Source organism: Umezawaea sp. Da 62-37, assembly GCF_032460545.1.
GTDB lineage: Bacteria > Actinomycetota > Actinomycetes > Mycobacteriales > Pseudonocardiaceae > Umezawaea.
Genome location: NZ_CP135965.1, coordinates 9,212,406 through 9,224,593 on the forward strand (window position 1 = coordinate 9,212,406; position 12,188 = coordinate 9,224,593).

Consider the following 12,188-nt stretch of genomic DNA (forward strand, 5'->3'; position numbering starts at 1 on the left):
CATTGGGCTCCTGATTTGAAAAATATCGTAAGGTGGTCGGCAGATCAACTTTCGGAATTTGAAATAGTGCGCCGGATTCTTTTCTTCATCTTTTTCGTGAGACATCTGCGCTACTTAGGTCGGATTGCCATGAGTCTTCTGGGGGAGGAATGATCACGGTGAGACTCGCACTGCTCGCGCTCGCGATCAGCGTCTTCGCGATCGGCGCCACCGAGTTCGCGATCGTCGACCTCCTGTCGGATGTCGCAGCCGACCTGGGCGTCTCCATCCCCTCGGCGGACGAAATCGCCGCGTTCAGCTCGGCAACGCGATCGGTTCCGGGAGCGGCGGGCTTGCCATCTCCGGTGCGTTGGACACACGATCCAGTAGTGGTGTTCGTGTTGGCGGACGTGTCGGTATGGCGCGTCGACGGCCCTTTCGGAACCTGGCTGGCAGGGGTAAATCGCTGGTTTGAAGGTTGATTTCTCGAAAATACCTACCCGTGGGGAAGTAATGCATCACGCGGCTGGCCACAGATATTTCGGAAATTCCGGTCCAGAATCGAACTCGCATTTATTGCCTTCTGGGGCGGGCTGTTCGGTCTCATCGTCATGCATAGGATTGTCTGCACCGGCCTGAACCCTTCCCGATGGGTCCGTTAGGCTTTTCGGGTGCAGCTTCGTTACAAGTTCCGGCTCGCCCCGGAGCCGTCCCACCGCGACGCGTTGGCGCGGGCGTTCGGGTGCGCGCGGACGGTGTTCAACGACGGCCTGCGGGTACGGCGGACTGCGTGGGAGAACGGCGAGGATCACCTGTCGGACGGGGACCTGTCCAAGCAGGTCATCACCCAGGCCAAGGCCACTCCGGAGCGAGCGTGGTTGGGTGAGGTGTCCTCGGTGGTGCTGCAACAGGCCCTCGCCGATCTGAACGTGGCGTACCGCAACTTCTTCGCCTCCCTGTCGGGCGAGCGCAAGGGCCGCAGGGTCTCGCCGCCTCGCTTCCGGTCGCGCAAGGACAACCGGCAGGCCCTGCGCTTCACGAAGAACGCCCGGTTCACGGTCTTGGACAACGGCCGCTTGCGCTTGCCGAAGATCGGTGACGTGCCCGTGCGCTGGTCACGTCGGCTTCCGGCTGATCCCTCCAGCGTCACCGTGATCAAGGACGCAGCAGGCCGGTACTTCGCGTCGTTCGTCGTACAGGTCGCGGACGATCCGTTGCCATCTTCGGCTTCCGAGGTGGGCGTGGATCTCGGGCTGACCCACTTCGCCGTCCTGTCGGACGGTACGAAGGTCGCCGCGCCGAGATTCCTGCGCCAAGCCGCCCGCACGCTCAAGCGGTTGCAACAGGCGCTGTCCCGCAAACAGCGCGGCAGCAACAACCGGAAGAAAGCCGTGGCGAAGGTCGCCCGTGCGCACGCCAAGGTGGCGGATTCCCGGCGGGACTGGCAGCACAAACTCTCGACGTCGATCATCCGCGACAACCAAGCGGTGTACGTCGAGGACTTGTGCGTGGTCGGTCTCGGTCGGACCCGGCTGGCCAAGTCCGTGCACGACGCCGGGTGGGCTGCCTTCACCGCCATGTTGGAGTACAAGGCGGCACGTCACGGGCGTACGTTCGCCAGGGTGGACCGATTCCTCCCGTCCACCCGGATGTGCTCGGACTGCGGACGGATCAACGACAAGTTGTCACTTGACATCCGATCATGGCGCTGCCCGTGCGGCAGCACCCACGACCGGGACGTCAACGCTGCCAAGAACATCAAGGCCGCCGGACAGGCGGACTTCAACGACCGTGGAGCGCGGGTAAGACCAGCAGCGATGCCGGCACTGCGTGGTGAGGCGGTAACCCACCCGGACGCCGTGTGTTCCGCACACGGCGTGGAGGGGATCTTCGTCTTTCAAGGCGAAGAGGATGTCAAATCAACTACCCCGACAACGACATGACCGACCCGGCGCACAACCGGTCCGGCGTGCCGTGGTCGACCCTGTACTTCAAGGGCAACTACCCGAGGCTCCAGCGGGCGAAGCGCGAGTGGGACCCGACCAATTTCTTCCGGCACCGGATGTCCATCGAACCCGCCGCCCGATAAAGGCCGGATTCGATTCCCATGCCGGACACCGCATTCACGGCGTCGTGACGCGGGAAGTGGAAGGAAAGATCCGCTCGCGAAGCGCTAGGGGTGCACATGACCGACGACATCGGCGAATTACCGTTCGATCCTCCCGTCCACGCGGACATGGCGCCGGACATCCCGCGCTCGTTGGCCGACCGGACCGCCGCGGCCGTGCGGCTGGTGGGGCGCACCCGGAGTGGTCCGACCGGGCGATCGCGACGGCCGCCGGGCTCGCGTCCAGGACCGTCGCGACGATCCGGGTGCGCTCCGGCGCGAGCGCGTCCAGGCCGGTGCGGGTCGGCCTGGACGGCAAGGTCCGGCCGCTCAGCAGCGCCGAGGGCAGGCGCACCGCCAGCGCGTACGTGGCCGAGAACCCCGACGCGTCGCTGCGCGCCATCGCCAAAGCGGCCGGGATTTCCCTGGGGACGGCCCGTGACGTGCGGGAACGCCTGCGCCGCGGCGAGGACCCGCTGCTGCCGAGGCAGCGGGCGGTCGAGGACCAGGCGGGTGGGAAGGTCCGCCGGGTCGTGCCCACCGGACGCCAGGTGGTGGTGGCCAGACCGGTCCGGCGCACCGAACTGCGGGTGCTGCGCAACGACCCGTCGCTGCGCTACCTCGTCGGCGGCCGGGTGCTGCTGCGCCTGCTGGACACGCACACCCTGACCCCGGAGGAGTGGAGGCGCCTGGTGGAGCTGGTGCCCGCGCACTGCGCGGACATGGTGTCCGAGGCCGCCAGGGAGTGCGCGGGGGTCTGGCTGGACTTCGCGGACGCCGTCGCCCGGCGCGGCCGGGTCAGCGGTGGTCGGTCGTGAGCCAGACCCGGTCGTCGTGGAGGGGCACCCCGGAGGCGAGCAGGCTCAGCGCCGCCTCGGACGGGGTGCCCGGCTCCGCGCTGTACATCAGGATGCGGTGCGCCGAGTCGTCCGGCATCTGCACCATCTCGAACGCCAGCTCCATCGCGCCGACCACCGGGTGGTGGAAGACCTTCGACCCGAACGTGCAGTTCAGGACCGGGTGACGCGACCACAGGGACGCGAACTCCAGGCTCTTGACGCACAGTTCGCCGACCAGCTCGGCGAACTGGCGGTCGTCCGGGTGCCGCCCCGCGACCAGCCGCAACGACGCCACCGACCGCTTGGCCTCGTCCTCCCAGTGCGTGTACAGCTCCCGCGTGTGGGCGTCCAGGAACAGCATCCTGGTCAGGTTCGGCCTGGTCGCGGCGGAGTACGGGCTGCGCAGGTCGTGGTGCCCGGCCAGCAGCGCGTGGCCGAGCGGGTTCCACGCGAGCACGTCGCTGCGCCGGTCCATGGCCACCGCGGGGACCTTGTCCATCGCCGCCACCAGCTGCCGGACCCCGTTGCGCGCGGACTCCGCCCGCGGCGTCGGCCTGCGCTTGCGGCGGCCGGGACGTGCGAGGTTCCGCAGGTGGGCGCTCTCGTCCTCGTCCAGCCGCAACGCGCGCGCGATCGCGTCTAGGACGTCGTCCGAGGCGTTCTGGCTCTGCCCCTGCTCCAGCCGCGTGTAGTACGTCACGCTGACGCCCGCGAGCTGCGCCAGCTCTTCCCGGCGCAGGCCGGGGACCCGTCGTGCGCCGTGCGAGACCACCCCGACGTCCTCCGGCCGCAGCCGCGCGCGCCTGGTGCGCAGGAAGTCGCCCAACTCAGCCGGTGTGTCCATTCCCCCAGTGTCCACCGGTCCGGGCCCGTGAGCCTCACCTTGCGGGTGCTACCCACCGGTCGGCCCAACCGGCGCCGTACAACTGCCGAAAATGCGCTGTTGCACATCGCGTCGGCGAAGTGGAATGGAGTCCTATTGTCGATCTGGTGGTAAGCGGAAGAATTCATCGCTTCCGCAGTGCGCAGCTCTCGGTGTCGAAGTCGATCTGGTGAGTCATGAGCACCGCTCACGTGTTTCGCCGATTTGAACGGAAGGACACCATGCGAAAGGTTGCTGTAATCCTCGGCACCCGACCGGAAGCCATCAAATGCGCTCCCGTGATCCGGGCGCTGCACGAGGACCCGCGTTTCACCCCCGTCGTGCTGTCGACCGGGCAGCACCGGCAGATGCTCGACGAGACGCTCGACGCGTTCGGCATCCGCCCGGACCTCGACCTCGACGTGATGACCGACAAGCAGACCCTGTCCCAGGTCACCCACCGGGCCCTGAGCGGGCTGGCCGACCGGCTGACCCGGTGCGCCGTCGAGGCCGTGATGGTGCACGGCGACACCGCCACCACGCTCGCCGGCGGCCTGGCCGGGTTCCACCACCGCGTGCCGGTCGTGCACATCGAGGCAGGCCTGCGCAGCGGGAACCTGCACTCGCCGTTCCCGGAGGAGGCCAACCGCAGGCTCGTCGCCCAGATCGCCGACCTGCACCTGGCCCCGACCCCCGGCAACAGCGCCAACCTCATCCGCGAGGGCATCGGCGAGGGCCGGATCGTGGTCACCGGCAACACCGTGGTCGACGCGCTGCGCTGGGCGAGCACGCGGTCCACCGGCTACGGCCACCCCGACCTGGCCGACCTCGACGACGACCCGCGCCGGGTGGTGCTGGCCTCCGCGCACCGCCGCGAGTCCTGGGACATGCTGCCGCAGATCGGGAAGGCGCTGCGCGCGCTCGCCGCCGACCCCGGCATCCGGGTGGTCGTGCCGCTGCACCGCAACCCCGTCGTGCGCGAGGGCCTGCTGCCCGAGATCGCGGGCGTGGACAACATCACCGTCGTGGACCCGTTGGGGTACCTGGAGTTCTGCGGCCTCATGCGCCGGTCGGACCTCATCCTGTCCGACAGCAGCGGCGCCGAGGAGGAGGGGCCCGCGCTCGGCAAGCCGACGCTCGTGCTGCGCGACATCACCGAACGGCCGGAGGCCATCACCGCGGGGGCCGCGCGGCTGGTCGGCCGGACGACCGACCGGATCGTGGACGAGGTCACGTCGCTGCTGGGCGACCAGTGGCGCTACGACCAGATGGCGGGCGCGGACAACCCCTACGGCGACGGCCACGCCAGCGAACGGGTCGTCGGGGCGCTGGCGCACTTCTTCGGCGACGGCCCGGCCGTGATGCCGTTCGTGCCCGGCTGCCGGATCCAGCGCTCCGACGCCCTGGCGGGCTCCGCCGTGTACGCCGCATGACGGGCGTGGCGACGGCCTCCGAGGTGCGGGTCCTGTCCTCCGCCAACAGGTTCGTCGGGGCGACGCTCGTGGACCGGCCGCGGGACCACCGGGTCGAGGGCCGCGCGGTCGTGGTGAACCACACCAGGACCCCGGTCGACCTGGGGGAGCGCGGGTTCGTCCCGGCCTTCTCGTCCACGGTCCTGGTCGACACCACGATCGTGCGGGCCGAGTCGGTGCTGCTGTTCTCGGTCACCGATCCGGACGGGATCGCCGGGATCGTCGGGGAACCCGGCTGGCACCCGCTTTCCGACCTGCTGCCGGGTTTTCCGGCGGACACCCCGCTGCACCGCGGTCCGCAGGACGACATCGGCACGCTGACGTTCGACCCCGCACCCGTGCTGGGTGGGGCGCCAGGTCCACAAAGGACGTTCCGGGTGCGGGTGAACCTCTGGTTCGCCCCGGCGGGCACCGACTGCGGACTGCACGACCGGCACGACTTCATCGAGATCCACTCGCAGGTCGCGGGTCGTGGGCGGATGCAGAAGTTCACCGCCCGCGACCACGCGGCGCTCTACGAGGACCTGCTGATGAGCCCCGGCCACACCCCGCCGGTGCCGTTCTGCCGGACCGGCCCCGACGGCGGCTTCGTCTACCCGTGGCACCAGTACCGAGCCGACACCGACTGCGTGTGGCTCGCCGTCGAGTACCACTAGGCAAGGAGACCGCCATGTCCCTGATCCCCCCGAAGTTCACCGGCGAGATCGTCGCCGACCAGCTGCGCGACGGCTACTGGCTGGAGGCGCCGGACGTCGACGGCGACGGTCGCCCCGACCTGTTCGGCTACGGCCTGCGCCTGGGCGAGATCTACTGGTACCAGAACACCCCCGGCTGGCCGCGCCGCCTCGTGGCCGACGGCTTCCGGATGCCGGTCGGCGCGGACTACGCCGACATCAGCGGCAACGGGCACCCGGACATCCTGGTGTGCCACGAGCTCTACGGACCCATAGGCACCATCCACGATCCGGACACCGCGGGCGGCAAGATCGACTGGATCGAGAACCCCGGCGGCGCGGACAAGGACGACTCGCGCTGGCAGCGGCACTACATCGGCCGCGCGACCGGCATGCACCGCCTGCGGGTCGGGCACTTCACCCAGACCGAGCGGCTGGAGGTCATCGGCCTGCCCATCGTCGCGAAGGCCGACGTGCACGCCGTGCTGCCGGTCGTGATGTTCACCCAGCCCGACGACGTGCACACCGCGACCGAGTGGCCGATGACCGTGATCGACGACAGCACGTTCCGGATGATCCACGGCGCCGAGAAGAAGAAGGGCCTCGTGCCGGGATCCGACCTGGACACCCTGCTGCTGGCCTCCGACGAGGGCGTGACCTGGCTGCACTACGACGCGGTGGCGGGCCGGTGGCACAAGGACCTGATCGGGACCGGTGAGCTGACCCAGTTCCGCGACACCGGGTTCCGCGGCAGCGGCGACCTCGACGCGGGAAGCCTCGGCGGTGACCCGTTCGCCTACGTGGCCGCGATCGAGCCGTTCCACGGCAACACCGTCGCGGTCTACCTCAAGGACGGCGAGGGCGGCTGGAAGCGCACGCTGCTCGACGTCTTCGGCGACCCGAACGAGAACGGCGAGGGGCCCGGCCACCAGATCGTCTGCGCGGACTTCGACGGCGACGGCGAGGACGAGTTCCTGGTCGCGCTGCGCGGCCCGTGGCCGTGGCAGGGCGTCATGTACTACAAGGCGGTCGACGCCGCCAACGGCGTGTTCGCCAAGTGGCGGGTCTCCGACGAGTCGGTCGCTCGCATCGCCACCGCCGACTTCAACGGCGACGGCAGGCTCGACTTCGCCACCATCGCCTACTCCGTGCAGAACTACTACGTCGCCGAGGACGCCAAGATCATGGTGTACCGCAACGGGATCGAGGGGCCGACCGATGGCGGCTGACCCCACCACCCGTCCGGCGGCGCTGCCGTCGCTGACCGGCCTGCGCTTCATCGCGGCCGTCCTGGTGTTCTTCTTCCACATCACCCTGTCCAACTCGCCCGTGCCGCCGAACTCCGCCGTCAACCCGTTCGCCGACGAGGGCCTCGCGGGCTCGCTGGAGTGGCTGTTCAGCAAGGCGGGCTACCTCGGCGTGTCGTTCTTCTTCGTGCTGAGCGGCTTCGTCCTGACCTGGTCGTCGCGCCAGGGCGAGCCAATGCGCGCGTTCTGGCGCAGGCGGGTCCTGAAGATCTTCCCCAACCACCTCGTCATGTTCGTGCTGGCGATGGTCCTGTTCGCGGGCGCCATCACCAATCCGACCACGTGGCTGGCGAACATCTTCCTGCTGCACTCGTTCTCGCCCGACGCGACCGTCTACGTCAGCGTCAACCCGCCCGCGTGGACGCTGTGCAGCGAACTGCTGTTCTACCTGCTGTTCCCTCTGATCATCAAGCCGATCCGGCGCATCGCCGACAACCGGCTGTGGCTGTGGGGCGCGGTCATGGTCGCCGGGATGGTCGCGCTGCAACTGGTCACCCAGTACCTGATCCCGGACAGCCCCAAGTCGCCGATCACCCCGGTCTCGACGACCCAGTTCTGGTTCGGCTACATCTTCCCGCCCGGCAGGCTGTTCGAATTCGTGCTCGGCATGATCGTCGCCCGCGCCGTCATCGCGGGCGTCTGGCCCCGCATCGGCATCCTGCCCGCGTCCGCCTCCCTGGTGGCGGGGTACGCCGTGGCGCTCAACGTCCCGTTCCTCTACAGCTTCACCGTCGCCATGATCCTGCCGATCTGCGCGGTGATCGGCGCCTTCGCGGTGGCTGACCTCCGGGGCGAGCGCACGGGTATGCAGGGCAGAAGGGCCGTCTGGCTCGGCGAGATATCGTTCGGCTTCTACATCTGCCAGGGCGTCGTCATCTTCTACGGCCGCACCCTGTTCCCCACCGACCCGTTCGACACCCCGCTCGCGCTAGCCGTCGTGGCACTCATCTTCACCGCCACCCTGCTCTCCGGCTGGGCCCTCTACGCCCTCGTCGAACACCCCGTCATGCGCCGCTGGGCCCGCAAACGCCCACCGCGCCTGGTCGAGGTCGCGGCTCCGCCGGTCGCGGCCCGGTCCACAACGGACTGATCGACGGGCAGGCGGACGACAGGTTCGTCGCACCCGGAATCCGGGTGCGACGACCTCCGCGGTCGTGGTGGACCTCGATACGAGCCGACCACGCCGCGGCCGGTTGCCTACTCGAACGGCGAAGCCGCGTAGGCGTCGCGCAATTCGGCCGGCCCGGCCGCCTTCGGGTCCAGCGTCGCCCATTCCGGGTTCGAGTTGAAGTAGTCCGTCGCCAAGGCCGGGGTAGTGCCCGCCGCGCACGGCGACGGCGCTGCCCGACACGTCGGCCGAGGCCGAAGCGGGCACACCGACGGCCGTGCCCGTTGTGAGCAGCAGGCTGACAGCACTTGACATCACTGCACGACTCGACGCTCTTCACCTCGTGGTCGTCGCCGAAAACGAAGGCGACGCGTCCGCCGGGCGGGCATCCATCCCCAGCAGCGCTCGACTTCCTCGCACCCGGTGCGATCGCGTGATCAAGCGTGGTGATCCCGCGATCGGTGTGGTGGACAACCGCTTCGGCTTTCCCCTGGTGGACCCGCGTCGGGAACCGCAGTCTTCGCGTAGCTCCCTTGACACGCAGTGTGACGACTAGCACACTCACGCACCGTGATGTATTGAAACGTTTCATCACTGGTCGTACCCGATGAAGGGGAAGACGATGGGCGACGAGGTGAACCGGCGGGTGTTCCTCGCGGGATCGGTGGTCGGGGCGGGCGTGCTCGCGCTCCCGGTGGGAGCCGGGCGGGCAGCCGCCGACGTCGAGCCCGCGGGAGGTCTGCGGATCGAGTCGACCACGGTCGAGTACGCGGAAACCCTGCTGGGCACGGACGTCCCGCTGCCGAGGCTGGCCTGGGTGCTGGGCGCCGAGGAAGCCTCCGCCGGGCAGACGGCCTACCAGGTGCGGGTGGACGGGGTCTGGGACTCCGGCAAGGTCCTGTCCGACCGCACCACCGAGGTCGTCTACGGCGGTCCGCCGCTGCGCCCGCGCACCCGCTACACGTGGCGGGTGCGGGTGTGGGACGAACGCGGCCGCGCCTCGGCGTGGAGCACCGCCCGGTGGTGGGAGACGGCGTTCCTGGAGACCCCGTGGACCGCGCGGTGGATCGGCGCGGCCCCGCCCGTCGCGGGCCTCGACTTCACCCCGGCGTCGTGGATCTGGTCGCCCGGCGCCACGACGTCCAACGCCCCCGCGGGTCCGCGCTGGTTCCGCGCGGGCCTCGACCTGCCGTCGGGGGTGGCCGTCACGCGTGCGCGGCTGATCGCCACTGCCGACGACGACTTCACGCTCTTCCTGGCGGGCCAACAGGTGTTGGCCTCGCCCGAGCAGACCGACGGCTGGAAGCTCGGCAAGTCCGCCGACGTCACCGCGCAGGTCCGGGCGGCCGGTGGCCGGGTCGTGCTCGCCGCGCTCGCCACCAACCGGGGCAACGTCTCGGTCAACCCGGCGGGCCTGCTGGTGCGGCTGTCGGTCGACCTGGCCGACGGCACCCGGCGCGACCTGGTCAGCGGCACGGGCTGGAAGGCCGCCGACACCGAGCAGGCCGGCTGGCAGCAGCCCGCGTTCGACGACAGCGCGTGGGCCGCCGCGACGGTCCTGGCCGTGTACGGGCAGAGCCCGTGGGGCCGGGACGTCAGCCTGGTGGTGGAGGCGCCCGCGCCGTTGCTGCGCAAGGAGTTCACCCTCGCCAAGCCGGTCGCGACCGCCCGCCTGCACATCAGCGGGTTGGCCTACTACGACGCGCAGCTCAACGGCAAGAAGATCGGCGACCGGGTGCTGGACCCCGGTTTCACCGACTACGAGGAGACCGTCCTCTACGCCACCCACGACGTCACGGGGCTGCTCGCCAAGGGCGCGAACACCCTCGACGTGGTGCTGGGCCGCGGTTTCTACGGCATGACCACGCCGAACGTCTGGTACTGGGAGCGCGCGACCTGGCACAGCGAACCGCGCCTGCTGGCACAGCTGGAGATCACCCACACCGACGGGTCGCACACCACCATCGCCTCCGACGGCGGGTGGAAGGTCGCCGAGAGCGCCACGGTGTCGAACTCCCTGTACGCCGGGGAGTCCTACGACGCCCGGCGCTCGCCCGGTGACTGGCAGGACGCCCGTCAGCTCGACGCTCCGCTCGGAACGCTGAAAGCGCAGCAGCACGAACCCATCCGGGTCGTCGAGACCGTCCGCGCGACCGCCGTCACGGCGCTGTCCGCGGGCGTGCACGTCGTCGACTTCGGCCGCACCATGGCCGGGTGGACGAGGCTCAGCGTCCGCGCCCCCGCGGGCACCGTGATCCGGTTGGCGCACGGTGAGCACCTGAACCCCGACGGCAGCGTGGTGTCGCAGAACGGCCACGTCCCCGGCCGCCACCAGATCGACGAGTACACCTGCTCCGGCGACGGCACCGAGGCGTGGGAGCCGCGCTTCTCCTACAAGGGTTTCCGCTACGTCCAGGTCACCGGGTTCCCCTACCAGCCGGCCCTGGACGACCTCGCGGCCCGCGTGGTGCACAGCGACGTGCCGGAGACCGGGACGTTCCGCTGCTCCGAGCCGTTCTTCGAGCAGCTCGACCGCGCCATGAAGCGCACGCTGCTCAACAACCTGCACGGCATCCCCACCGACACCCCGATGTACGAGAAGAACGGCTGGACCGGTGACGCCCAGCTCGGCGCCCCGGTGCTGGCCTACGCCTTCGGCGTGCAGCGGTTCCTGACCAAGTGGATCGGCGACCTCGCCGACAGCCAGACCGCTCCGGGCGCGCTGCCGGTGATCGTGCCCAGCGGCGGCTGGGGCTACCAGGAGGCCGCGCCCGCGCCGGAGTGGACGACGGTCTACCCGTTCCTGGTCCGCGAGATGTACCGGGTCTACGGCGACGAGCGCCTGGCCGCCGACCACTGGGCGACCCTGGTGAAGTACCTGGACTGGGAGATCGGCCGCCTGCAAGGAGGTCTGTCCTCCACCGCGCTCGGCGACTACCTGCCGCCCGGCTACGGCGGCAACCCGCCGGAGGACACCAGGCTCACCGCGACCGCGTACCTGCACCGCGCGCTCGTCGGCACCGCCGAGCTCGGCGACTTCCTCGGTCACGCCGACGTCGCCGCCCGCTACCGCGCCACGGCGGACTCGTGCCGCGACGCGCTCAACCGCGCGTTCCTGGTCGACGGCCGCTACCGCAGTTCCCAGGACCCGGACTTCCGCCAGACCTCCCAGGCGATCCCGCTCATGTTCGGCCTCGTGCCGCCCGGCCAGGTGGCCGCGGTGGTGGCCGCCCTCGTCGCCGACGTCAAGGCGCGCGGGAACCACCTCAACACCGGCGCCCTGGGCACCAGCGTGCTGCTGCGCGTGCTGACCAAGCACGGCCACGCGGACGTCGCGCACGCGCTGGCGACCCAGCGCACGTACCCGAGCTGGGGCTACTGGTTCGACAACGGCGCCGACACGATGTGGGAGATGTGGCCCTCGACCTCGCGGTCGCGCGACCACTACTTCCAGGGCACCGTCGTGCAGTGGCTCTACGAGAACGTCGCGGGCCTGCGCCCCGGTGACGCCGGCTACCGGACGTTCGTGGTCCGGCCGGACGCGCGGGTCGGCGTGACGTGGGCGCAGACCGCGATCCGCACCGTGCGCGGCACCGCCTCGGTCGGCTGGTCGCTGGTCGGCTCGGCCGTGCAGCTCACCGTGGAGGTCCCGATCGGGTCCACCGCCGAGGTGCACGTCCCCGCGACCTCCCGCGAGGTCGTCACGGCCCATCCGAACGCGGAGTTCGTGCGCGTCGAACCGGGTTTCGTGGTGCACCGGGTGCGGGCGGGCAACTGGCGGTTCCTCGGCGGTGTGTAGGGGGGCGTCGATGCGCGGATCGTTCCGGCGGGATCGCCGAC

10 protein-coding genes are annotated in these 12,188 nt (G+C 70.0%); 9 read left to right on the forward strand and 1 reads right to left on the reverse strand.

Going from position 1 to position 12,188, the window contains the following annotated elements:
- Positions 1–149 precede the first annotated feature (149 nt).
- The 4 genes from RM788_RS53150 (at position 150) to RM788_RS41740 (ending at position 2,904) form a co-directional block, all read left to right on the forward strand.
- A complete protein-coding gene (locus tag RM788_RS53150; protein ID WP_399341715.1) occupies positions 150–461 on the forward strand; it encodes a hypothetical protein in 312 nt (103 codons plus the stop codon).
- Between the two features lie 189 nt (positions 462–650).
- The gene (locus tag RM788_RS41730; protein ID WP_315925683.1) at positions 651–1,922 is read left to right on the forward strand and encodes an RNA-guided endonuclease InsQ/TnpB family protein; all 1,272 of its coding nucleotides are present in this window, start codon (positions 651–653) and stop codon (positions 1,920–1,922) included.
- A complete protein-coding gene (locus RM788_RS41735; RefSeq protein WP_399341718.1) occupies positions 1,919–2,068 on the forward strand; it encodes a BBE domain-containing protein in 150 nt (49 codons plus the stop codon). Before RM788_RS41730 ends, RM788_RS41735 begins: the two co-directional genes overlap by 4 nt.
- A 284-nt stretch (positions 2,069–2,352) precedes the next feature.
- Entirely contained in the window at positions 2,353–2,904 is a 552-nt protein-coding gene (locus RM788_RS41740; protein WP_315925685.1) for a hypothetical protein, read from the forward strand.
- Here the strand turns inward: RM788_RS41740 and RM788_RS41745 are convergent.
- A complete protein-coding gene (locus tag RM788_RS41745) occupies positions 2,885–3,769 on the reverse strand; it encodes a helix-turn-helix transcriptional regulator (RefSeq protein ID WP_315925687.1) in 885 nt (294 codons plus the stop codon). The two genes, RM788_RS41740 and RM788_RS41745, sit on opposite strands and share 20 nt — an antisense overlap.
- 260 nt (positions 3,770–4,029) lie before the next feature.
- Between RM788_RS41745 and wecB the strand changes: the two genes are divergently transcribed.
- The 5 genes from wecB (at position 4,030) to RM788_RS41770 (ending at position 12,147) form a co-directional block, all read left to right on the forward strand.
- Positions 4,030–5,220, forward strand: a complete 1,191-nt coding sequence (gene wecB / locus RM788_RS41750; RefSeq protein ID WP_315925689.1) for a non-hydrolyzing UDP-N-acetylglucosamine 2-epimerase — start codon at positions 4,030–4,032, stop codon at positions 5,218–5,220.
- Positions 5,217–5,915, forward strand: coding sequence for a hypothetical protein (locus RM788_RS41755; RefSeq protein WP_315925691.1), 699 nt, complete (start codon positions 5,217–5,219; stop codon positions 5,913–5,915). Before wecB ends, RM788_RS41755 begins: the two co-directional genes overlap by 4 nt.
- 14 nt (positions 5,916–5,929) lie before the next feature.
- Positions 5,930–7,162 (forward strand): FG-GAP repeat domain-containing protein, encoded by a 1,233-nt coding sequence (locus tag RM788_RS41760; RefSeq protein WP_315925693.1) that lies wholly within the window; start codon positions 5,930–5,932, stop codon positions 7,160–7,162.
- Positions 7,152–8,330, forward strand: a complete 1,179-nt coding sequence (locus RM788_RS41765) for an acyltransferase family protein (protein WP_315925695.1) — start codon at positions 7,152–7,154, stop codon at positions 8,328–8,330. Before RM788_RS41760 ends, RM788_RS41765 begins: the two co-directional genes overlap by 11 nt.
- A gap of 625 nt (positions 8,331–8,955) precedes the next feature.
- Positions 8,956–12,147 carry a family 78 glycoside hydrolase catalytic domain gene (locus RM788_RS41770; protein ID WP_315925697.1) on the forward strand — a complete coding sequence of 1,064 codons (3,192 nt, stop codon included), beginning with the start codon at positions 8,956–8,958 and terminating at the stop codon, positions 12,145–12,147.
- Positions 12,148–12,188 lie beyond the last annotated feature (41 nt).

Excerpts from the sequence above, each read along its gene's own strand:
- RM788_RS53150 (WP_399341715.1), top strand. The coding sequence starts at position 150 with ATGATCACGGTGAGACTCGCACTGCTCGCGCTCGCGATCAGCGTCTTC.
- RM788_RS41735 (WP_399341718.1), top strand. The coding sequence starts at position 1,919 with ATGACCGACCCGGCGCACAACCGGTCCGGCGTGCCGTGGTCGACCCTG.
- RM788_RS41745 (WP_315925687.1), bottom strand. The coding sequence starts at position 3,769 with ATGGACACACCGGCTGAGTTGGGCGACTTCCTGCGCACCAGGCGCGCG.
- wecB (WP_315925689.1), top strand. The coding sequence starts at position 4,030 with ATGCGAAAGGTTGCTGTAATCCTCGGCACCCGACCGGAAGCCATCAAA.
- RM788_RS41755 (WP_315925691.1), top strand. The coding sequence starts at position 5,217 with ATGACGGGCGTGGCGACGGCCTCCGAGGTGCGGGTCCTGTCCTCCGCC.
- RM788_RS41760 (WP_315925693.1), top strand. The coding sequence starts at position 5,930 with ATGTCCCTGATCCCCCCGAAGTTCACCGGCGAGATCGTCGCCGACCAG.
- RM788_RS41765 (WP_315925695.1), top strand. The coding sequence starts at position 7,152 with ATGGCGGCTGACCCCACCACCCGTCCGGCGGCGCTGCCGTCGCTGACC.
- RM788_RS41770 (WP_315925697.1), top strand. The coding sequence starts at position 8,956 with ATGAAGGGGAAGACGATGGGCGACGAGGTGAACCGGCGGGTGTTCCTC.